We start from the raw sequence: 21,582 nt of genomic DNA on the forward strand, positions 1-21,582 counted from the left end.
GCCACTGCGCCCCTGCCCATGAACGCCGACGCCCTTCTTTGCTTTTGCCGCACCGGTTTCGAGCCCGAACTCGCCGCCGAGCTCACCGAGCGCGCCGCCGAGGCGGGTTTCGCCGGCTACGCCCGCACCCAGCGCGGCAGCGGCTATGTGGAGTTCATCTGCCAGGACGCAGCCGCACTGGATCGTGCCCTGCCGTGGCGCGGGTTGATCTTCGCCCGGCAGAAACTGTTGCGACTGGCCGACCTGCGCGACCTGCCACCCACCGACCGCATCACCCCCATCCTGGCCGCCCTGGGCGCCAATGAAACGGGCGGCGTGCGCAGCACTTTCGGCGAGCTGTGGGTCGAGCACCCCGACTCCGACGAGGGCAAGCCGCTGGCTGGCCTGGCCCGTGCGTTCGGCAACGCCCTGCGCCCAGCGCTGCGCGAGGCAGGCTGGCTCAGTCGAAGGGACGACGCCAGCCGCCCTCGCCTGCACGTGGTGTTCCTCGACGGGCAGCATGCGGTGCTGGCGCGCAGCGATACCCGCGATGCCGCACCGTGGCCCTTGGGGATTCCGCGCCTGCGCATGCATCCCGATGCACCCAGCCGCTCCGCACTGAAACTGGAAGAGGCCCTGCTCACGCTGCTCGATGACAGCGAGCGCAAGCGCTTGCTGCGAGACGGCATGCGCGGCGCTGACCTGGGCGCGGCTCCCGGGGGCTGGACCTGGGTGTTGATGCGCCACGGGCTGCACGTCACCTCGGTGGACAACGGGCCGCTGCGCCCGCATCTGCTCGACAGCGGCAAGGTCGAACACCTGCGCGCGGACGGCTTCCACTGGCAACCCAAGGCGCCGCTGGACTGGATGGTGTGCGACATGGTCGAGCAACCGCGACGCGTGGCCGAGCGCATGGCGACGTGGATGCGCGAGGGCTGGTGTCGCCACGCGATCTTCAACCTCAAGCTGCCGATGAAGAAGCGCTGGGACGAGACCCGCCTGTGCCTCGACCTGTTCCAGGCGCAGGCCGGGCGCCCGCTGACCGTGCGCGCCCGCCAGCTGTACCACGACCGGGAAGAGATCACCGTGTTTGCCACGCCGCGCTGAGCGCGACGCCCGTTCAGGTGATGTTGCACGCTTTGACGTGGGGTTTATGTCTACGGGACTACGGTCCTCGCACCCCCACCGAGAGGTTGCCCCATGAAGTACATGCACGCCCCGCTGTTCGTCGCGCTGGCCGTGGGCCTTGGCCTGGCCGGCCCGACCCTGGCACAGACCCCGACCAAGACCCAAGCCAAGGCACAGGCATCGACCGAAGCCGAAATCGCCTCCGAGGATGCGGAAGCGGCCCGCCAGAACGCTGAAATGGCCCAGGATGCCGCCAAGTCTGCCGCGCACACCCGCGATGCTGGCGCAGTTACCGCCGAGGGTGCCGCGTCGGCTGCACATAGCGCCCATGCAGCGCACCAGGCCTCCGTGACGGCCAACGCCGCGGCCAATCAGGCCGTGAATGCGGCCGACAAGGCCCAGTCCGCAAGCACCGCGGCCGAACGCGGGGCCAATCCGGTCGCCGCGGCAGCCGAAGCGCGCGCCGCCGCCACCGAGGCGCGTGGCGCAGCGTATGCCGCAATGGACGCGACCGAGAACGCACAGGCCGCCGCCACCAACGCCGAAGACGCCGCCAAGGCACCGCCGGCCGCGCCGGCGGCCGTCCCGTCCGCGCAGGGCGCCGCCCGGGCGCAGGTAACCTTTACCGACAGCCCGTCCAATTCAGTCGTCGGCGATTACAAGATCGATTTCGATGCCTTGGACGCCAACCGCAACGGATCGCTCAGCCGCGGCGAAGTGCGCTCGAACGCCACGCTCTCGGCGGAATTCGGCGCCGTGGACGTCAACCGCGACGGCCGACTGTCCAAGGACGAGCTGAAGGGCTGGATGTAAGCGCGAAGGCGGTTTTGCCCACGGACGCATTCCGTGCGGCGTTCTCGTCCCCGCCTCGATGCGATGCCGCGCGCCCCGGCCCTGCCGGGGCGCGGAATTCACAAGCCCGCGGCCCGGCGCCAGAACAGGTGCGTCAGCGTGGGCACCCGTCCGACCGCCCCCATCAGCGGACCGCGCACCAGGGTCGGTAGCATCGAGTCATTCGAGAACAGGCGGTTGATGCCATCGAACGTGTAGGCGGCCACCGTGTTTTCGCTGCGACGCTGACGCGCCCAGCGCGCCAGGCGCACGGGAGACCCGACGTCGCCGCCGCCCGCCTCGCGCACGGTGGCGCGCAGCGCCGTCACGTCCCGCAACCCAAGGTTGACGCCCTGCCCAGCCAACGGATGCACCGCGTGCGCCGCGTCCCCGATGATCACCACCCGGCCGGCCACGGCCTGCTTGGCCAGTTGCAGGCGCAGCGGGAACGCCGCGCGGCGCGAGGCAGCGCGCATCGAACCCAACGGTCCGTCGAATGCACGTTCCAGCGCACTCAAGAATTCGCGGTCGTCCATGGCCATCACCCGGTCGGCCTCGGCATCGGGCAGCGTCCACACGATCGAACTGCGCCGACCGTCCGCCCCATCCCCGCCTTCGCCTTCGACAAAGGGCAGGAAGGCCAACGGACCCGAAGGCAGGAAGCGCTGCCAGCACGTGGCCTGGTGCGGGTGCTCGTGATCGATGAAGGCGACCACGCCGCGTTGATGGTAGGCGTGCCCGTCCACGGCCACGCCAGCCAGCTCGCGCACCCTGGAACCGGCACCGTCAGCCGCGACGACCAGTCGCGCGCGCAGGCGTCGCCCGCTTTCCAACTCCACCGTGGCCAAGCTCTCGTCCTGCTCCAGCGCCACCACCTGGTCGGGGCACTGCACGCGAACTCCCGCGTCCGCCTGTGCCGCCCACAGGCGACCCACCAGCAAACCGTTCTCGACGATCCAACCCAACTCACGCCGCGCGAACGCGTCCGCGTCAAACTCGATCGGCGCACCCCCGGCGGCATCCCACACGCACATGCGCCGGTAGGGCTGCGCGCGCGCCTGCAGAATCGAGGCCCAGACGCCCACGCTATCGAGCAGCGCCGCGTTGTCCGGCGCGAAGGCATAGACCCGCAGGTCCGGCTCATCCCGCCGCCAGGGCGCGGGATCGCGCGCCTCCACCAATGCCACCTGGAGGCCATCGCGGGCGAAGGCCAGCGCCGCCGCGGCCCCGACGACGCCCGCACCGACCACCACCACATCCAACATGTCGCGACGGCTCATGCGCTTGCCCTCCGGCACAACGCGGGCACATCGCCCCGGTAGCCCAACGCCCCGCCGACCAGCGCCGATTGCACGGATGGCACGCGGCCAATCGCGAACAATCCGAGGCTGCGCAGCGGACGCATCCATGCGGCCGGGTTGCTGGTCAGCCGCGCCAGACCATCGGAGAACGCGAGCGTGCGCTCACGGTCCTGCCGGCGGCGGGCCGCATAGGCCTCCAGCAGGTGCGGCGCCCCGCAGTCGGCGGCCGAATCGGCCGCGCGTGCGCCTTCGATCAGCTCCGCCAGGGTCAAGGCGTCGCGCAGCCCCAGGTTGAAACCCTGCGCGCCAATGGGGTGGATCGTTTGTGCGGCATTGCCCATCAACACGGTACGCGGCGCGACCCGCCGCTCGGCCAGCACCCGCAACGCCGGATACACCGACGGGGTGCCGGCGGAAAGGAATCGCCCCGCACGCCATCCAAACACGGCCTGCACGCGCTGCAGAAACGCGTCGGGCGGCAGCGCGGCCACGGCGTCGACTTCGTCATTCGCCACACCATGGATCAGGCCATAGTGGCGATCGCCGCGCGGCAACAATGCGGTGGGCCCGGCATCGGTCAGCCGCTCGAAGGCGGTGCCGTCCATCGGACGGTCCGTGCGCAGCCGGGTCACGAACAGATGGTGGCCGTAATCGTGCTCGACCGCACCGATGCCCAACGCCGCGCGTACGGCACTGCGGGTGCCATCGGCGGCGACCAGCAACCGGGTGCGGATGAGACGCTCGCCATCGGCGTCAACCACGCGCACGCTGCGGGTGGACGCATCCGCGCCCTCATCGACCAACCCCGCGAAGCGCACCGGACGGTAGCGCACCAGGCGCGTCAGCTCGGCCAGCCGCGCCTCCAGCGCCTCGCCGAAATCCCGTGCCACGACCACCTGGCCAAAGGCGTCGCGATCGTAATTACGGGCCTCCAGCAGCACGCGGCCGAAGTCGCCCTCGCGGCTGACGTGGATACGCTGGATCGCGCCGCCCGGCGTGCGCAACTTCTGCATGACGCCGAGGGCGGTCAGGGCGTTAACCGTCGCCTCGGCGAACGACAGGTTGCGCTCGTCGAACACGGGCGGCAGGCCGCCGGGCGGGGACGCCTCCACCAGCCCGACATCCAGCCCCAGTCGGTCAAGGGCGATGGCCAGACTGGAGCCAACCAGACCGCCACCGACGATCAGCACGTCGTGCGGCGGGGTGGACGCAAGGGCGGGGGCATGCCCCGGTAGGGAAGAGGTCTCGGGCATTGCGTTATGCTAACGGTTCCTGCCCCACCGCACCGCGAAGACCATGAAACCCATCGCCCCCAACGCCTCGTCCGCCCACCGCACGTTTGCCCCGGGCCCGCTGTTGCTGGCGACACTGATCTTCGTGGCCGCGCTGACCCGCCTGCTGCCGCATCCGCCCAACTTCTCGCCGGTCGCGGCGATCGCCCTGTTCGGCGGCGCCTACTTCGCCGCCCGCCACTGGGCCCTGATCATGCCGCTGGCTGCGCTGCTGGTGTCGGACATCGCGCTGGCCGCGATCAATGGCGGCGACTACGCCACCTGGTTTGGCGGCCTGTCGATGTGGCTGGTGTACGCCTGCACCGCGCTGACCACCGTGCTTGGCTTTGGCCTGCGCGGCAAGGTGGGCGGCGGGCGCGTGCTGGGCTACTCGCTGCTGGGCACCGCGATCTTCTTCCTCGTGACCAACTTCGGTGCGTGGGTGGGCTACCCCACTTACCCGCAGACGTTGGGCGGCCTGGGCATGGCCTACGTGGCCGGCATCCCGTTCCTGAAGTGGAGCGTGGCCAGCACCCTGTTCTACGCGGCGATCCTGTTCGGCGGCTTCGCGCTGCTGCGCCAGTGGGCGCCGTCGCTGCGCGCGCAGACCGCCTGATCCTGCAACGCCGTGGGCAATCGCCTCTCGAAGATCTACACCCGCACCGGCGATGACGGCAGCACCGGACTCGGCGACGGCAGCCGGGTCGGCAAGGATTCGGCGCGGGTCAATGCCTACGGCACGGTGGACGAGGCGAACTCGTGCATTGGCCTGGTGCTGGCCAGCGACGTGTCCGATGACGTCCGCACCCTGCTGACCGCGATCCAGCACCAGCTGTTCGACTTGGGCGGCGAGCTGTGCATTCCAGGCCATGCCGCGATCTTCGAGGCCGACATCGATCGGCTCGAGGCGCACATGGACGCGCTCAACGAAACCCTGCCCCCGCTGAAGGAATTCATCCTGCCTGGTGGCGGCGAGGCGGCCGCGCGATGCCACATCGCCCGCACCGTGGTGCGCCGCGCCGAGCGCGAGGTGGTGGCGCTAGCCCGCGGGGAGGCCGTGCGCCCGGAAGCGGTGCGCTACCTCAACCGCCTCTCCGATCTGCTGTTCGTGCTGGCGCGCGTGCTGGCCCGGGCCAGCGGCCACGGCGAAGTGCTGTGGAACCACGAGCGGCGCAAAGCCTGAGCCGTGCGCGTCTACAGCCACCCCGCGTGTTTCCTGCATGACCCCGGCGATGGCCACGCCGAACGCCCCGCTCGCCTGACCGCCATCACCGAAGCGCTGCGCGCGGCGCTGCCCGCACTGGACTGGCATGAGGCCCCCCGCGCGAGTCGCGGTCAGCTGCTGCGCGTGCACGGCGACGACCTGCTGGCACTGGTGCTGGACACCGACCAGCAGCTGTTGATGGAGCCCATGCCACTGGACCCGGACACCTTCCTGTCCGCGGGCTCGGCCGAGGCCGCCTTGCGCGCCGCCGGCGCGGGCGTGGCGGCCGTGGACGCGGTGATGTCGGCCAAGATCCGGCGCGCGTTCTGCGCGGTGCGTCCGCCCGGGCACCACGCCACCGACTCGGTGGCCATGGGCTTCTGCCTGTTCAACAACATCGCGGTCGCAGCGGCGCACGCATGCGAAAAGCATGGCCTGGCGCGCGTGGCCATTGTTGATTTCGACGTACACCACGGCAACGGCACGCAGGCCATCTTCGACACCGACCCGCGGGTGATGTACCTGAGCAGCCACCAGTTGCCGCTCTATCCGGACTCGGGGCACGCCAACGAACGAGGCGTGGGCAACATCGTCAACGTACCGCTGCCCCCGGGCACCGCCGGCAGCGACTTCCGCCGCCTGTGGAGCCATCAGGTGCTCCCGGCCCTGGACGCCTTCCGCCCGCAACTGGTGCTGATCTCCGCGGGGTTCGATGCCCACCGCCTCGATCCCCTGGCCCAGTTGGAACTGGACACAGACGACTTTCGCTGGGTTACCGAGGAGCTGGTCGGCGTAGCGTTGCGGCACGCCCAGGGCCGCGTGGTATCGATGCTGGAAGGCGGCTACGACCTGACCGCGCTGCGGGAAGCGACCGTGGCGCACGTCAAGGCCCTGCAGGAATAACCCCCTCCGCAAGCCTCACGCGGGGTCCGCGCGTTCCTGCGGCACGAAGTCCAGCGAGGCCGAGTTGACGCAGTAGCGCGATCCGGTCGGCCGCGGCCCATCCGGAAAAACATGCCCCAGGTGCGAGGCGCAACGGGCACACTTCACCTCCACCCGCGCCATCCCGTGGCTGTGGTCGTTGTGCTCGGTCACGGCGGCGGCGTCGATCGGCTGCCAGAAACTGGGCCACCCACTGCCCGAGTCGTACTTGGCCGACGAAGAGAACAAGGGTGCGGCACACGCGGCGCAGACATAGGTGCCCGCCTCCTTGTGGTTCCAGAAGCGCCCGGTGAAGGCGCGCTCGGTGGCCGAACAACGGCACACCGCGTACTGCTCGGGCGTCAGCCGGGCCTGCCATTCGGCCTCCGTGGCCGGTAGGGGGTCGTGGGTCATCGCAACTCCTGGGGACGGGGACATCATGGACAAGCGGGCCGCCGCCGGGCGACCTTCATTGCCCGACTACCGCCGGATGGGGCAAGCTAGCACTCATTTTTCGCACAATGGATGAGCGCGTGCGCCCAAGCCTCCGCCTGCTGCCGTTATCGCTGTGTATTGCGATGGCCCTGCCGGCCCATGCCGCCGACGACCAGGAAGACTGGGGCCTGTGCCCTGTCGAAGACATCGTCCCCCCCTTCGCCGACGCGCCGCCGCCCCGCGGCCTGCCGGGTATCCGTATCCAGCAGCCCACCGACATCGAGGGCGATGCACTGGCCGCGAGTGAGACGCAGGAGTCGATCTTCCAGGGCAATGTCGCCCTGAGCCGTGGAGACCAGTTCCTGGGCACCGACAAGCTGACGTACGACAGTCAGACGGGCAACTATGCGGCCGAAGGCAGCGTGCGCTACCAGGACTCGGGGATGCGCATCGTCGCCCAGCGCGCCGAAGGCAACCAGGACGCCGACACCCACACCATCCACGACCTGCGTTACCAGCTGACGCAACGCCGCGGCAACGGTGGTGCCAACCGCATCGAGCTGAGCGGGGCGAAGGGCGCGCTGGTCGGCTCGACGTACTCCACCTGCCCGCCTTCGCAGCGCGCGTGGGAACTGCGGGCGCGACGCATCGACGTGAACACCGACGAGGGCATGGCCATCGCCCGCGGCGCCACGCTGCGCATCGGCAAGGTGCCCGTGCTGCACGTGCCGTGGTTCATGTTCCCGGTGGACGACCGGCGGCGGACAGGCCTGCTCTACCCCTCCGTGTCGATGTCCGGCCGCAACGGCTTTGACTGGAAGCAGCCGATCTACCTCAACCTGGCGCCCAACTACGACGCGACGCTGATCCCGCGCATCATGAGCGCGCGCGGGGCCACGCTGGGTGGCGAGTTCCGCTGGCTGTACCCCGAAGGACGCGGCCAGGTTTCGGGCAACTGGATGCCCGATGACGCGCTGCCGCGCGATGAGCCGTGGCGGTACCTCAACGACCTCTCGGGCAACCCGATTCCCGGGGAATCCCTGCCGGACAAGAACCGAGGCCAGTTCACGCTGTCGGCATTGCACGGGCTCGGCCCGCAATGGCATTCGCGCGCGAACGTGGGCTGGGTCAGCGACACGCATTACTTGGAAGACTTCAGCAGCTCTTCGGTGGGCGTGTCCTCGTACTTCCTGCAAAGCACGCTGGGACTGTATGGCCGTGGCCAGAACTGGGAGGCGGAGTTCAACACCATTTACACCCAGTTGGCCGACTACACGCTGACCGAGGGCGATCTGCCCTACCACCGGCTGCCGCGTGCGGCCGTCAACTGGGCGCAGCCGCTGGGATGGCTCAAGGCCGGCGTCAGCGCGGAGGCCGTGCGGTTCCAGCACGAAGTGTTCGACGCGGGCAGCCGCCTGGACATCAAGCCGTTCATCAGCATGCCGCTCGAAGGGGCCAGCTGGTTCGTGACCCCGAAGGTCGCATGGCGCTACACCGGTTACCAGCTCGACGAAGGGCTCGGCGCGGCGCTGGGCGACAAGTCGCCCAGCCGCAGCCTGCCCATCTACTCGCTCGATGCCGGGCTGTTCTTCGACCGCCACACCGAAATCCGCGGCGACTCGTACCTGCACACGCTGGAACCGCGCATCTACTACCTCAACGTCCCGTACCGGGACCAGAGCGGACTGCCGCAGTTCGACACCACCCCGATGACCTTCAGCTGGGGCCAGCTGTTCCGCGACAACCGGTACACGGGCGCGGACCGGCAGACCGATGCCAACCAGCTGACCGTGGCCGTCACCAACCGGCTGATTTCCGAGGAAGACGGCCGCGAGCGCCTCACCGCCAGTCTGGGTCAGATCCATTACTTTGACGAAAGCCGCGTCACCACGCCGGGCGAGACAGCCGTGGCGCAGGGTAAGTCCGCCTGGGTGGCGGATGTCGGCGTGTCGCCCAACGACCGCTGGAGCATCAACGCCGCCTATCAGTGGGACCCGAAGCTTCGCGGCCAGGACCTGGCCAGCCTGCGCGCGCGCTACCTGTTCGGTGACAACGGCGTGGCCAACCTGGGCTATCGCTACCGCCGCAACACGGCGTTCCGGCCGGGTATCGACCCCGACTCCGCCAAGGACCAGCTGGAACAGGTCGACTTCTCGTTCCTGTATCCCATCACGCCCAACTGGAGCGTGGTCGGCCGCTACTACTACTCGATCCTCGACAAGAAGGAACTCGAGACCATCGCCGGTGTCCAATGGGAAAGCTGTTGCCTGGCGGTGCGCCTGATCGGCCGTCGCTATGTTCGCAACCGCACCGGTGACCTGAACAATTCGTTGATGCTGGAGTTCGAGCTAAAGGGCCTGGGATCCGCCGGCCAGGACACGGAGCGTGTCCTGCGCCGTGGTATCCTCGGTTACGAACGCGACGACCTCTACCTCGTGCCGCCGTCCCAAGCGATCCGCGGCAACGTCGACCCCTCCCCCGACCCGAGCCCATGAAGAAACTACTCGCGCCCGTCCTCGCCGCCGCGCTGCTTGCCGCGTCCGTCCATGCCCAGGAAGTGCAGTCGCTGGACGGCATCGCCGCCGTGGTCGACGAGGACGTGGTCCTGCGCAGCGAACTGCAGCGCGCCATCGCCAACATCCGCCAGCAGTACGCCGGGCGCGAGAACCAGTTGCCGCCCGCGGACGTGCTTGAGCGGCAGGTGATGGAGCGCCTGGTGCTGATGAAGCTGCAGGTAGCGCGCGCCCAGTCGACCGGCGTCCGCGTCGCGGACCAGGAAATCGACCGCGCCATTGCCGGTATCGCCCAGCAGAACCGCGTCACCCCCGAACAACTGCGCGCCCAGCTGGCCCGCGACGGGATCGCCTACAGCGACTTCCGCGCCTCCATCCGCGACGAGCTGATGGTCCAGCGCCTGCGCCAGCGCTTCGCGCAGAGCCGTATCACGGTCAGCGACGCCGAAGTGGAAAACGCCCTGGCCGCACAGGGTGCCGGTGGCGTCCAGTACCGTCTCGCGCACATCCTGGTCGGCCTGCCCGAGGCCGCCACCGCCGAACAGATCGCCACCGCGCAGAAGAAGATCGACGGCGTGAAAGCACTCATCGACAAGGGTGAGATGGACTTCGCGGCGGCCGCGGTGCGTTATTCCGACAGCCCGAACGCGCTGGAAGGCGGCGACCTGGGTTGGCGCGGTGCCGACGAGATTCCTGCCGCGTTTGCGCGCGTGATGGGCAACATGAAGCCCGGCGACGTGACGGCGGCCATTCGTGGCCCCAGCGGGTTCCAGTTGCTGAAGCTGGTGGAAGTCCGTGATGCCTCGAAGGCGGCGCCGACGCTGGTGACCCAGTTCCATGCGCGCCACATCCTGGTGCGCGTCGACGAGGACACTACCGACGCCCAGGCCCGCGCGAAGGCCGAAACCCTGCGCGCGCGCATCGCCGGCGGTGCCGACTTTGCGCAGATCGCCAAAGACCACTCGGAAGATCCGTCGTCGCAGGCAAAGGGCGGCGACCTGGGCTGGTTCACTGAAGATGAGTTCGGTCCCGACTTTGGCCAGCCGGTCGCGGCCTTGACGGACGGTCAGCTGTCACAGCCGGTGCGCACCCAGGCCGGCTGGCACGTGATCGAACGCATCGAAACCCGCCAGACCAACGTGGGCGACGAGAACCGCCGCGCCCAGATGCGGGAGACGATCGGCCGCCGCAAGCTGGAAGACGAATGGAACCGCTACCTGCGCGAGATGCGCGGTGAAGCCTTCGTCGACCTGCGTACCGGCACCGCGGCCAGCGGCGGCTGACATGGCCACGCCCCGGCTCGCGCTGGTCCCGGGAGAACCGGCCGGCGTCGGGCCGGAGTTGTGCGTGCGGCTGGCGCAACAGCCGCGCGACTTCACGCTGACCGTATTTGGCGACGCCGCCACGCTGCGCGCCGCCGCAGACCTGCTGCAACTGCCCCTGCGGTTGTTGCCGCCCGACCAGGCAGGCACCGAGGCCGGCACGCTGGCATTGGTCGAGATTCCCAACGCGGCACCTGTCGCCTTCGGCCAACCCGATCCGCGCAACGCACCGGCCGTGATCGGCGCCCTGCGCGCCGCTGCCGAGGGCTGCCTGCGCGGCGCGTTCGATGGCGTGGTCACCGGACCGGTCAACAAGGCCACCATCAACGACGGCGGCATCCCCTACACGGGCACCACCGAACTCTTGGCCGAGCAGGCGGGCTGCGATGTCGTGATGATGCTGGCCAACGACATCGTGCGCGTCGCGCTGGCGACCACGCACCTGCCCTTGCGTGAGGTGGCCGACGCGATCACGCCAGCGCTGCTGGAACGCGTGCTGCGCATCACCCATGCCGCCATGCGGCGCGATTTCGGATTGGACGCCCCCGTCATCGCCGTGCTGGGGCTCAATCCGCACGCAGGCGAATCGGGGCACCTCGGCCACGAGGAGATTCAGGTCATCGAGCCGGTGATGGCCGCGCTCCGCGGCGAGGGCCTGCGGCTGGTCGGGCCGTTGCCGGCGGATACGGCGTTCCTGCCCAACAAGCTGCGCGGCTTCGACGCGGTGCTGGCCATGTACCACGACCAGGGCTTGCCGGTACTCAAGTACAGCGGCTTCGAGCGCGCGGTGAACCTGACCCTGGGCCTGCCCTACCCGCGCGTGGCGGTGGACCATGGCACGGCTTTCGACCTTGCCGGCACGGGCCGCGCCGATCCGTCCAGTCTGTTCGCCGCAGCCAACACCTGCGCGTCCATCGCCCGACGCCGGGGTTGAGCGCCACACGGCCTCCACGGCAGTCCCGCGCCCTACCCACGGCCCATTGCGCCAGCTCGGCGACGATCCTGCGCCGTCGCAGGCCGGGCGCGGCCTGACCTCGGATTCAACCCCCCACGGCCGCGCCGCGTATCATGGCGACCTTCCCCGCCAAGACCGGCGGCGGCCCGCCGCCCCGACAATGGATGCCTACATGAGCGGCTCCCGCCATCCCCATCACGCCCCACGGCGCCACGACGCGACCGGCGCCGGCAAGGGCTTCACCGAGCCGGCCAAGAAGAGCCTCGGCCAGCACTTCCTGGTCGACCGCAACATCATCGGCATGATCGTGCAAGCGGTGAACCCGAAGGACGACGATCGCCTGGTGGAGATCGGCCCGGGCCAAGGCGCGATCACCTTCCCGCTGCTGGACCGCCACGGTCGCCTGACCGTGATCGAGTTCGACCGCGACCTGATCTTCCCGCTGACCGAGGCCGCACACGCCCACGGCACGCTGCGGGTCATCCACCGCGACGTGCTGGAGGTGGACTTCACCGCGCTGGCGCAGGACGAAGGCCACCATGCCGATCCGCGCATCCGCCTGGTCGGCAACCTGCCCTACAACCTGTCCTCGCCCATCCTGTTCCATGCGCTTGAGCACGCCGCGGCGATCCGCGACATGGTGTTCATGCTGCAGAAGGAAGTGGTGGACCGCATGGCGGCCGAACCGAGCAGCAAGGTCTACGGTCGCCTCAGTGTGATGTTGCAGGCCTACTGCCACGTCACGGCGCTGTTCGACGTGCCGCCGGGCGCGTTCCGCCCGCCACCGAAGGTGGATTCGGCGGTGGTGAAGCTGGTGCCGCGCGCGCCGGAGACCATCGGCATCCGCGACCACGCGCTGTTCGCCCGCGTGGTGCGCGACGCCTTTGGCCAGCGCCGAAAGACGCTGCGCAACGCCCTGTCGCAGGTGTGCGACAGCGCAGCCATCGAAGCCGCCGGCGTGCGTCCCGATGCGCGGGCCGAACAGTTGCCGGTGGCCGACTTCGTGCGCCTGGCCAACCTGCTGGCCGAACGCGAAGCGGCGGCATAAGCGTCACGAATGCGCACGTTTCACGGCACATTGCTTACACTGTGATGATGGAACGCTCCATCGACTACGCGCTGGACATCGACGTCATCGCCCGTTACCTCGACGAACAGTCGGAACCGGAGCAGGACCGCTACGTCTTCGCCTACACCATCCATATCCGCAACAGCGGCAAGGTGCCCGCGCGCCTGCTGGCCCGCCACTGGATCATCACCGACGCCAACGGCAAGGTGCAGGAGGTCGAGGGCGAAGGCGTCGTAGGCGAGCAGCCGCGGCTGCGCCCCGGCGAAGACTTCGAGTACACCTCCGGCGCGGTGCTGGAAACCGAGTTGGGCACCATGCGCGGCAGCTACCACCTCCTGGCCGACGATGGCACGCGCTTTGACGCGCCCATCCCCGCCTTCACCCTGACCGTGCCGCGCACGCTGCACTGAGGTCGCCGCCATGACCACCTGGGCCATCGGCGACCTGCAGGGCTGCTACGACGCCACCCAACGCCTGCTCGAACGCATCAACTTCGACCCTGCCCAGGACACGCTGTGGTTCTGCGGGGACCTAGTCAACCGCGGCGGGCAGTCGCTGGAGACCCTGCGGCTGGTGCACTCGCTGCGCGCCAGCAGCGTGGTGGTGCTGGGCAACCACGACCTGTCGCTGCTCGCCATTGGCGAGCGCCGCGAAGAGGAACAGCGCAAGGTCAACCCCGACCTGCAACGCATCGTGCTTGCCGAAGACAACCGCGAACTGCTGGGCTGGCTGCGCACGCAGAAGCTGGTGCACGTGGACCGCAAGCTGGGCTGGATGATGGTGCATGCCGGCCTTTCGCCGCAGTGGACCACCGAACAGGCCGAACGCTACGCGCGCGAGGTCGAGGAAAAACTGCAGGGTCCGCAGTTCCAGCGCCTGCTGAAGAACATGTACGGCGACAAGCCCGCGTGGCACCCGAAGCTGGCGGGCATGGACCGCTACCGGGCGATCATCAACATCTGCACGCGACTGCGTTACTGCTCGCCGCGCGGTCGGATCAGCTTCGAGGACAAGGGGGCACCGGGCACGCAGCCGGTGGGCCTGTACCCGTGGTACTCGGTGCCGGGGCGCGTGGAGCGCGACCTGAAGATCGTGTGTGGCCACTGGTCCACGCTGGGGCTGTTCATCGGCCATGGCGTGCATGCCATCGATACCGGCGCGGTGTGGGGTGGCAAGCTCACCGCGCTGCAGTTGGACACCGAGGAACTGCGCGTCGTGCAGGTGCCGGGCCGCGATGTGCCGGCGACACCGCCGCGGCCGCGACCGCCGTACCATCCGGGTCAACGCGACCCACGCCAACCGCCCCGGCCCGGCAACCAGGAACGGCGCAACGGACGCCGCGGCGACCAGCGCAATGGTCGCCCGCGGGGGCCGCAGGAGCGGCCGCGACGGGACCCCATTATCGAACCGGGGCGCGGGGACTGACCCGCGCCTGGGATGATCAGGCTGCGCGCTCGGGTGCGCGCAGCGGTGGCCGACGGCGAAACATCCGCACCGCAAGGTCGAGCAGGATGAGGCCAATCACCAGCAGCAGTGCACCCTTGGCGCCCTCGTCCGTGAGTGCGGCCTGAAAAATGGGCCCGGCACCGATCCACCACCCCAGCAGTGCAACGAACGCCACACTCGTTGCCACATCAAGACGACGCGTGGCGCGCGACCAGCGCCCCCGTGACAACACCGTCAGTCGCATTGCGAAGTCGCCCAACCAGAGCGGCAGGACAAACGGCGCCCGCTGACGCAGGAACGTCGGGTCGAACGCGAACACCTGCGGCAGCGGATCAGGCATGGTCGGCGCCAGCCAAGGCAGGCCGACCATGAACGTGATCCCCGCCGCGATGGCAATCAGTCCCGAAATCGCCGGCAGGCGCTCGACCCGGTCGGGGTCGACCACACGCGGACGCCAGACGGGCTTGAACAGTCCCTTCGAACGCAGCCACGCCACCAGCAGTGCCATCATCACCATGAAGCCGGGCCACCAGAGTGCGCCGAGGCCCCCGCGGAACCACCACTGGGCCAATGGCTGGCCGGCAAACACCTGCGGCAGGGTCAGTGCCCATTGCAGCCCGACGCCGAGCAGCGCCGTCCACGCAAAGGCGCGCGTCTGCTCCTCCGGAATGATCACGATGCCCGGCGTGCGATAGCGTGAGGCCACATCGGCAGGCGTACCGAAATCGCGGAGCAGTGCCAGCACCAGCACGTCGTCGGCCTCGCCGCCCGCCTCGCGGGCGCGGTCGGCCAGCATCTCGGTCAACAGGCCATGCAGCTCGGCGCCGACCTCGTCGCGCTCCCTTCGGGGCAGACGGCGGACGACATCACCCACATACGCTTCGAGCACGTCGTTGGCGCTCATCGTTCGCTCCCTTCCAGTAGGCCGGACATGGTCGTCACGAGGGCAGACCACGAAGCGGCAAGTTCGGCGAGCAGCGCCTCGCCGGCGTCATTCAAGCGGTAATAGCGGCGCGGCGGACCATCCTCGATCCGCCACTCGGAGGCGAGAACGCCCTGCGCTTCCAGACGGCGCAGCAACGGGTAGAGGGTGCCCTCCTCGATCGCCATGCCGCGCTCGGCCAGCGCTTGCCGCAGGGAATAGCCGTACTGCGGTTGCATCAGCTGGGAAAGCACGGCCAGCACCAGCACCCCGCGCCGGAGTTCGGCCGGATTGCCTTCCTTGCCGCCAGCGCCTCTAACCACCATGCGTCACCTTGCACTGTTTTTCACACAGTACCGGGGGCCTCCTTACTGTGTCAAGCACAGTACGGCGCCATGGCGACCCAAAGCAGCCCGTCGCCAGCGCCGGGCAAGCGCGCACGTGGTTTTGCTGATGTGAGGACGCGGCGAAGCCCCAGAAGGCCTCTCCCGGCCCCCGGGTGTCATCGCTCAGGGAGAGTTGAGTCGGAGCTATTCCCGCGCGTAATCGACAAACTCGAACGCGTGTGCATGCTTGGCGTCGGCCGCGTGCACCTCTCGCGCGACGATGTGCCACTCGGCCGGATCGAAGCGGGGGAAGAACGCGTCCGCCCCGTCCACCACGGTATCGACATGGGTCAAATGCATGCGCGTGGCGTGCGGCAGGCACAGCGCGTACACCTCGCCTCCGCCGATCACGCACAGTTCCTCCACGCCTTCCAACTCCGCGATGAAGCGCGCCTCCTCCAACGAGGCCACTGACTGCATGCCCTCAAAGGGCACCGTGTCACCGCGTGTCAGCACCAGGTTGAGCCGCCCCGGCAGCGCGCGACCCAACGACTCGGCGGTCTTGCGCCCCATCAGCACTGGCTTGCCAAGGGTCAGCGCCTTGAAGCGCTTGAGGTCGTCGGGCAGGCGCCACGGCAATGTGTTGCCGCGGCCAATGCCGTGCGCGCGGTCCAGCGCCGCGATCAGCACCAGCGCCACGCTCACACCGCCACCGGCGCCTTGATGGCGGGGTGCGGGTCGTACCCTTCGATGGCGATGTCATCCCAGGTGAAGTCCAGGATGTCTTTCACCTCGGGATTAAGCTTGAGTCGCGGCAAGGCACGCGGCGTGCGCGCCAGTTGCTCGCGCGCCTGCTCGTAGTGGTTGGCATAGAGGTGCGCGTCGCCCAGCGTATGCACGAAGTCGCCCACGCCCAGCCCGCACACCTGCGCCACCATGTGGGTCAGCAGCGCATAGCTGGCGATGTTGAACGGCACGCCGAGGAAGATGTCGCCACTGCGCTGGTAGAGCTGGCAGCTGAGCTTGCCGTCCACCACGTAGAACTGGAAGAACGCGTGGCACGGCATCAGCGCCATCTGCGGCAGGTCGGCCACGTTCCATGCCGACACGATCAGCCGGCGCGAGTCGGGGTTGCGCTTGATCTCCTCGATCACCCAGCGGATCTGGTCGATCTCCTGCCCGTCCGGGCCGGCCCAGCGACGCCACTGCTTGCCGTACACGGGGCCAAGCTCGCCATCGGCGTCGGCCCACTCGTCCCAGATGCTGACCTTGTTGTCCTTCAGGTAGGCAATGTTCGTCTCGCCCTTCAGGAACCACAGCAACTCGTGCACGATCGACCGCAAATGCAGCTTCTTGGTGGTGACCAGCGGGAAGCCTTCGTTGAGGTCAAAGCGCATCTGCCAGCCGAACACGCTGCGCGTGCCGGTGCCGGTGCGGTCGGACTTCTCGGCGCCATGGTCGAGGACGTGGCGCAGCAAGTCGAGGTATTGGTGCATGGATTACGCCCCTGCCACCGTCGGCGAGCGGCGCGACAGCCACAGCCAGAACAGTCCCAGCGCGATCAGCGGCAGGCTCAGCACCTGACCCATGGTCAGCCAGTCGAAGGCCAGGTAACCGATCTGCTGGTCGGGCACGCGCACGAACTCCACCAGGAAGCGGAAGCAGCCATACAGCAGCGCGAACATCCCCGACACCGCGTATCGTGGGCGCGGCCGACTTGAGAACCACCACAGCACGGCGAACATCACCAACCCCTCCAGCGCGGCCTGGTAGAGCTGCGATGGATGGCGGGCGAACTTGTCCAGTGCGCCGGTGGCGAATTCGGCCTTGATCTGGTCCGCGCTCCAACCCGCGAATTCCGGCGCATGGGGAAACACCACACCCCAACCGGCCTCGGTCGTCTTGCCGAACAACTCGCCGCCGATGTAGTTGCCCAGGCGACCGAAACCCAGTCCGGGCGGCACCAGCGGCGCGATGAAATCCACGGTATCGAACAGGTGCAGGCGGTGCCGGCGCGACCACCACCAGCAGGCCGCCACCACGCCGATCAGCCCGCCGTGGAAGCTCATGCCGCCTTCCCAGATGCGGAACAGCATCAGCGGGTCTTTCAGCAGGTCGCCGAACGCGTAGAAGAGGACATAGCCAATGCGCCCGCCCAGCACCACGCCCAACATGGCGTAGAACAGCAGGTCGCCATAGGCCTGCTCGTTGACTCCGGGGAGGCGACCGGCGCGCACCCGCCGGTTGCCCAACCACCACGCCAGGCCGAAGCCCAGCAGGTACATGATCCCGTACCAGTGCACCTGCAGCGGACCGAAGCCGAAGGCGATGGGGTCGATATCGTGCAGGAGGATCATGGGCACTCGCGCGAGGGGCAATGCGCCCTATTGTGCCCGAGCCCACCCGGGAGATGCGTGGAGGCATTCACTGGGTAGCCGCGGCGATCCGCTTCAAAGCAGCCGGGGCAGGTTGGGCAACTCGTCGTGGTCGACCTCGCCCTCCACACGCGGAAAATGCGCGGCGATGAGGTCGGACAGGGCGGCCACGGCCTGCGCCACGGCCAGTTCGGGTTCGCCGGCACGCAGCCGCTCCTCCATCAACTGGCACACGCCGCGCCACTGCTCGGCGCTGACCCTGCCGTCAAAGCCGCGGTCGGCAATGATCTCGATGCGGTGATCGGCCAGCAGCAGGTACAGCAGCACGCCGTTGTTGGCCCGGGTGTCCCACACCCCCAGCCGCGCGAACACCTCGCGGGCACGGTGGTGCGCCGTCTGCCCCGCCAGCACCGCGCGCGGCTGCAGGTTGGGCTCCACGGCAAAGCAGATCTCACCGGTGTGCCGCGCTTCGCTGGCGGCAATCAGGGCGGCGATCCGCTGCAGCGCGTCCTCCGGGAACAGCCGCTTGGCCGACGGCGCGAACAGGTGTCTGAGTACTCGCATCATTCGCCCCCGCTCACCAGCTGCCGGAGGCGCCACCGCCCCCGCTCATGCCGCCGCCACCGGACCAGCCACCGCCGCCACCTCCACCGAAGCCGCCGCCGCCCCAGCCACCCCCACCGCCGCCCCAGCCGCCGCCGCCAAACCCGCCCCAGCCGCTGTCGCGGGCGTAGCGCCCGGTGGGCGCACTCGCCAGTCCCATGAAGAAGCCGACCAACGCGCCGATGCCACCGACCAGTACCAGCGACGAAATGAGCCACGCCACGCCGCCGGCGGCACCCGCACCGACCACGCCGCGCACGAAGCGGGGCGCGCGACCGAACAGCGCACGCACGACCTGGGCCGCGATGAAGGCCACGAACAGGGCGAAGATCCAGTCGCCACCGCCATTGCCATTGCCGCCATCCTGCCGCGCATCGGCCATCGGCGCCGGCAGCGGCTCGCCATCAATGAGTTTCACCAGCACGCCAGTCGCATCGGTGATGCCCCCGGCGTAGTCTCCGGCGCGGAATTTCGGTACCAGATACTCCTGGATCACCCGTGCCGAGGTCGCATCGGGAATCGCACCTTCCAGGCCGTAGCCCACTTCGATGCGCACGCGGCGGTCATCCTTGGCCACCACCAGCAATACACCGTCGTCCACCTTCTCGCGACCCAGTTTCCATTGGTCAAATGCCCGCACCGCGTATTGGGCGATGTCCTCGGGCTGGGTGGTGGGCACCACCAGCACCTGCAGCTGACTGCCCTTGCGTTGTTGCAGCGCGCGGGCCTGGGCCTCAAGCGCTTGCCGGGTGGCGGGATCGAGGGTGCCGGTGGTGTCCACCACCGGCGAGTCCAGCGGCGGAATTGCCGCCAATGACTGCGCCGTCGCCACCAACGGCATCAACAGCGCGAGCAGCAGCATCAGCGCAATGCCGCGCCAGTCGTGCCCGCGCACCACGGGGGGCGCCGCCTGACCCTGCGTCCGGTAGCGCAACTTCCGGCCAGCCATGGATCCTCGCATCCGCCGCGCCAATCAGCCGTTGGCCGGCGCCGCCTGGGCCGGCTGCGGCTGTTGCTGCTGCGGCACCGGCTGGCCGAAATCCACCTTGGGCGCTTCCTGAATCTGCGCCTCGTTCTCAACGGTGAAGTTGGGCTTGACCTTGTAGCCGAACATCATCGCGACCAGGTTCTGCGGGAACGAGCGGATGTAAGTGTTGTAGTCCTGCACCGTCTCGATGTAGCGCTGGCGCTCCACGGTGATGCGGTTCTCGGTGCCTTCCAGCTGCGCCTGCAGCTGCAGGAAGTTCTGGTCGGCCTTGAGCTGCGGATAGTTCTCGCTGACCACCAGCAGGCGGCCGATGGCGCTCTGCAGCTCGCCCTGGGCCTGCTGGAACTGCGCCAGCGATGCCGGGTCGTCGGCATTGACGTTGATGCTGCCCACCTTGGCGCGCGCCTCGGTCACCTGGGTCAGCACCTGCGCCTCGTGCGAGGCGTAACCCTTTACCGTGGCCACCAGATTGGGCACCAGATCGGCGCGGCGCTTGTAGACATTGAGCACCTGCGACCAGGCGGCTTTCACTGCCTCGTCCTTCTGCTGGATGGTGTTATAGCCACAGCCGCTGAGCATGAAGGTCAGCGACAAGACGGCCAGGGCCATGAGGATCCTGCGCATGGGTCGACTCCGTTCAGGGTAATGAAGCGCATTCCAGCACCGCCGGCGTTGGCGTGCAATGAAGGCAGGCGCACGAAAAAAGGGCTGGCCCGAGGCCAGCCCTTCTTATACTGCCCCGCCCGGCGCCAGAACACTGGCCCGCCGGGCGCAGGGCCGGGGTTACTCCGGCAGCAGGCGGCGCTGCGCGCGGCGCTTGGCCCACAGGTTGAGCACCTCGACCGCGGCCGAGAAGCCCATCGCGCCGTAGATGTAGCCCTTGCCGATGTGAATCTCGAAGCCATCGGCCACCAGGTAAGCGCCCACCAGCACGATGAAGGCCAGCGCCAGCATCTTGATGGTCGGGTTGTTGTCGATGAAGTGGCCCAGCGGCTTGGCCGCCAGCAACATGACGGCCACCGCCATCAGGATCGCCGCCACCATCACCGGGGTCTGGTTGGCCATGCCCACCGCGGCGATGACCGAGTCCAGCGAGAACACGATGTCGATCACCGCGATCTGCGCGATCACCAGCCCGAACGAGGCCAGCGGCTTGGTGTGCACGTCCTCGGATTCGTCCTCGCCGATGATCAGGTCCTTGATCTCCATGCTGCCCTTCACCAGCAGGAACAGGCCGCCGACGATCAGCACCAGGTCGCGCACCGAGATGCCCTGGCCGAACAGCCGGAACAGGTCACTGGTCAGCCCGGCCAGCCAAGCCAGGGTCAGCAGCAGCGCGACACGGGTGATGCACGCCACCGCGATGCCGAACTTGCGGGCCTTCTCGCGCTGGTGCGGCGGCAGCTTGCTGACCGCGATGGAGATGAAGACGAGGTTGTCGATACCCAGCACGATCTCGATCGCGCTCAGGGTGATCAGGGTGATCCAGGTCTGCGGATCGGAAAGCAGTTCAATCACGAGGAAAATTCCAGCCAATCAAGAATCGGGAAATCAAAACAGGCGCGGCAGCAGTATCAGGCCCCACGTCAGCAGGACGTTCATCATCACCACGAACACCGCCGCCGAACCCATGTCCTTGGCGCGGCCCGCCAGTTCGTGGAACTCGGCGCCGTAGCGTTCGATCACGGCCTCCACGGCCGAATTCAGCAATTCCACGCTCAACACCAGCAGCATGGAACCGACCAGCAGCACCTGCTCCACCGGCGTATGCCCCAGCCAGAGGGCCAGCGGCGCGAGGACCACGAACAGGTACACCTCGAGCCGGAACGACGACTCGTGCAACCAGGCCGCGGTCAGCCCCTGCATGGACCACTTGGCCGCCTTAAGGATGCGATCCGGGCGGCGGGGAAGGTGTCCGAACTCGTCAGCCATCGGGTCTGGAGGCGTGGGCCAAAGGGGCGTAAGCCGTCAATTTTGCCACAAGGGCGTGCCG

At 68.5% G+C, this 21,582-nt stretch carries 24 protein-coding genes; 11 read left to right on the forward strand and 13 right to left on the reverse strand.

Translation table 11 applies throughout. The features are described from left to right. The first annotated feature begins 18 nt into the window (after window positions 1-18). Together rlmM and ACYVBS_RS01945 are read left to right on the forward strand one after the other, a co-directional pair. Window positions 19-1,086, forward strand: coding sequence for a 23S rRNA (cytidine(2498)-2'-O)-methyltransferase RlmM (rlmM, locus tag ACYVBS_RS01940; RefSeq protein WP_460821416.1), 1,068 nt, complete (start codon window positions 19-21; stop codon window positions 1,084-1,086). 93 nt (window positions 1,087-1,179) lie between these two features. After that, window positions 1,180-1,920 (forward strand): EF-hand domain-containing protein, encoded by a 741-nt coding sequence (locus ACYVBS_RS01945; RefSeq protein WP_460821417.1) that lies wholly within the window; start codon window positions 1,180-1,182, stop codon window positions 1,918-1,920. Between the two features lie 98 nt (window positions 1,921-2,018). Here ACYVBS_RS01945 and ACYVBS_RS01950 read toward each other — a convergent pair whose 3' ends face one another. Both ACYVBS_RS01950 and ubiH read right to left on the reverse strand, forming a co-directional pair. After that, window positions 2,019-3,218, reverse strand: a complete 1,200-nt coding sequence (locus ACYVBS_RS01950) for an FAD-dependent oxidoreductase (RefSeq protein ID WP_460821418.1) — start codon at window positions 3,216-3,218, stop codon at window positions 2,019-2,021. After that, entirely contained in the window at window positions 3,215-4,492 is a 1,278-nt protein-coding gene (gene ubiH, locus ACYVBS_RS01955; RefSeq protein WP_460821419.1) for a 2-octaprenyl-6-methoxyphenyl hydroxylase, read from the reverse strand. Before ubiH ends, ACYVBS_RS01950 begins: the two co-directional genes overlap by 4 nt. A gap of 43 nt (window positions 4,493-4,535) precedes the next feature. Here ubiH and ACYVBS_RS01960 point away from each other — a divergent pair, with 43 nt between their 5' ends. The 3 genes from ACYVBS_RS01960 to ACYVBS_RS01970 are packed head-to-tail and all read left to right on the forward strand — an operon-like array spanning window position 4,536 to window position 6,617. Continuing rightward, window positions 4,536-5,126: a DUF6580 family putative transport protein gene (locus ACYVBS_RS01960; RefSeq protein ID WP_460821420.1), complete on the forward strand. Its 591-nt coding sequence runs from the start codon at window positions 4,536-4,538 to the stop codon at window positions 5,124-5,126. A gap of 12 nt (window positions 5,127-5,138) precedes the next feature. Then, the gene (locus tag ACYVBS_RS01965; RefSeq protein WP_460821421.1) at window positions 5,139-5,693 is read left to right on the forward strand and encodes a cob(I)yrinic acid a,c-diamide adenosyltransferase; all 555 of its coding nucleotides are present in this window, start codon (window positions 5,139-5,141) and stop codon (window positions 5,691-5,693) included. Window positions 5,694-5,696: 3 nt separating this feature from the next. Next, window positions 5,697-6,617, forward strand: coding sequence for a histone deacetylase family protein (locus ACYVBS_RS01970; RefSeq protein ID WP_460821422.1), 921 nt, complete (start codon window positions 5,697-5,699; stop codon window positions 6,615-6,617). 15 nt (window positions 6,618-6,632) lie between these two features. On the opposite strand, the gene msrB is transcribed toward ACYVBS_RS01970, so the two are convergent. Beyond that, window positions 6,633-7,049 carry a peptide-methionine (R)-S-oxide reductase MsrB gene (gene msrB / locus ACYVBS_RS01975; RefSeq protein WP_460821423.1) on the reverse strand — a complete coding sequence of 139 codons (417 nt, stop codon included), beginning with the start codon at window positions 7,047-7,049 and terminating at the stop codon, window positions 6,633-6,635. A gap of 119 nt (window positions 7,050-7,168) precedes the next feature. On the opposite strand from msrB, the gene lptD reads away from it, so the two are divergent. The 6 genes from lptD (at window position 7,169) to ACYVBS_RS02005 (ending at window position 14,354) form a co-directional block, all read left to right on the forward strand. Then, on the forward strand, window positions 7,169-9,565 hold the full coding sequence (gene lptD, locus ACYVBS_RS01980) for an LPS assembly protein LptD (protein ID WP_460821424.1): 2,397 nt from the start codon (window positions 7,169-7,171) through the stop codon (window positions 9,563-9,565). Further along, complete coding sequence (locus ACYVBS_RS01985; protein ID WP_460821425.1) at window positions 9,562-10,866, forward strand: peptidylprolyl isomerase; 1,305 nt, start codon at window positions 9,562-9,564, stop codon at window positions 10,864-10,866. Before lptD ends, ACYVBS_RS01985 begins: the two co-directional genes overlap by 4 nt. A 1-nt stretch (window position 10,867) precedes the next feature. Beyond that, on the forward strand, window positions 10,868-11,839 hold the full coding sequence (gene pdxA, locus ACYVBS_RS01990; protein ID WP_460821426.1) for a 4-hydroxythreonine-4-phosphate dehydrogenase PdxA: 972 nt from the start codon (window positions 10,868-10,870) through the stop codon (window positions 11,837-11,839). A 193-nt stretch (window positions 11,840-12,032) separates the two neighbouring features. Further along, entirely contained in the window at window positions 12,033-12,908 is an 876-nt protein-coding gene (gene rsmA / locus ACYVBS_RS01995) for a 16S rRNA (adenine(1518)-N(6)/adenine(1519)-N(6))-dimethyltransferase RsmA (protein ID WP_460821427.1), read from the forward strand. A 47-nt stretch (window positions 12,909-12,955) separates the two neighbouring features. Further along, the gene (gene apaG / locus ACYVBS_RS02000) at window positions 12,956-13,339 is read left to right on the forward strand and encodes a Co2+/Mg2+ efflux protein ApaG (RefSeq protein ID WP_460821428.1); all 384 of its coding nucleotides are present in this window, start codon (window positions 12,956-12,958) and stop codon (window positions 13,337-13,339) included. A gap of 10 nt (window positions 13,340-13,349) precedes the next feature. Continuing rightward, complete coding sequence (locus ACYVBS_RS02005; protein ID WP_460821429.1) at window positions 13,350-14,354, forward strand: symmetrical bis(5'-nucleosyl)-tetraphosphatase; 1,005 nt, start codon at window positions 13,350-13,352, stop codon at window positions 14,352-14,354. A gap of 16 nt (window positions 14,355-14,370) precedes the next feature. Here the strand turns inward: ACYVBS_RS02005 and ACYVBS_RS02010 are convergent, their stop codons facing one another. The 10 genes from ACYVBS_RS02010 to ACYVBS_RS02055 all read right to left on the reverse strand — a co-directional run bounded on the left by ACYVBS_RS02010 (window position 14,371) and on the right by ACYVBS_RS02055 (window position 21,521). Next, complete coding sequence (locus tag ACYVBS_RS02010) at window positions 14,371-15,279, reverse strand: hypothetical protein (RefSeq protein WP_460821431.1); 909 nt, start codon at window positions 15,277-15,279, stop codon at window positions 14,371-14,373. Beyond that, window positions 15,276-15,623 carry a PadR family transcriptional regulator gene (locus tag ACYVBS_RS02015; protein ID WP_460821433.1) on the reverse strand — a complete coding sequence of 116 codons (348 nt, stop codon included), beginning with the start codon at window positions 15,621-15,623 and terminating at the stop codon, window positions 15,276-15,278. Before ACYVBS_RS02015 ends, ACYVBS_RS02010 begins: the two co-directional genes overlap by 4 nt. A 204-nt stretch (window positions 15,624-15,827) precedes the next feature. After that, on the reverse strand, window positions 15,828-16,322 hold the full coding sequence (locus ACYVBS_RS02020) for a dihydrofolate reductase (RefSeq protein WP_460821613.1): 495 nt from the start codon (window positions 16,320-16,322) through the stop codon (window positions 15,828-15,830). Between the two features lie 2 nt (window positions 16,323-16,324). After that, entirely contained in the window at window positions 16,325-17,119 is a 795-nt protein-coding gene (locus ACYVBS_RS02025) for a thymidylate synthase (protein WP_460821434.1), read from the reverse strand. A gap of 3 nt (window positions 17,120-17,122) precedes the next feature. Beyond that, the gene (lgt, locus tag ACYVBS_RS02030; RefSeq protein ID WP_460821435.1) at window positions 17,123-17,980 is read right to left on the reverse strand and encodes a prolipoprotein diacylglyceryl transferase; all 858 of its coding nucleotides are present in this window, start codon (window positions 17,978-17,980) and stop codon (window positions 17,123-17,125) included. Window positions 17,981-18,073: 93 nt separating this feature from the next. After that, window positions 18,074-18,562, reverse strand: a complete 489-nt coding sequence (locus ACYVBS_RS02035) for a TPM domain-containing protein (RefSeq protein WP_460821436.1) — start codon at window positions 18,560-18,562, stop codon at window positions 18,074-18,076. A gap of 13 nt (window positions 18,563-18,575) precedes the next feature. Next, on the reverse strand, window positions 18,576-19,463 hold the full coding sequence (locus ACYVBS_RS02040; RefSeq protein WP_460821614.1) for a TPM domain-containing protein: 888 nt from the start codon (window positions 19,461-19,463) through the stop codon (window positions 18,576-18,578). A gap of 111 nt (window positions 19,464-19,574) precedes the next feature. Continuing rightward, window positions 19,575-20,213 (reverse strand): LemA family protein, encoded by a 639-nt coding sequence (locus ACYVBS_RS02045; RefSeq protein ID WP_460821437.1) that lies wholly within the window; start codon window positions 20,211-20,213, stop codon window positions 19,575-19,577. Window positions 20,214-20,372: 159 nt separating this feature from the next. Next, window positions 20,373-21,107, reverse strand: coding sequence for a TerC family protein (locus ACYVBS_RS02050; RefSeq protein WP_460821438.1), 735 nt, complete (start codon window positions 21,105-21,107; stop codon window positions 20,373-20,375). Between the two features lie 33 nt (window positions 21,108-21,140). Next, entirely contained in the window at window positions 21,141-21,521 is a 381-nt protein-coding gene (locus ACYVBS_RS02055; RefSeq protein WP_460821439.1) for a diacylglycerol kinase, read from the reverse strand. Window positions 21,522-21,582 lie beyond the last annotated feature (61 nt).

The organism is Lysobacter olei, from assembly GCF_054777355.1.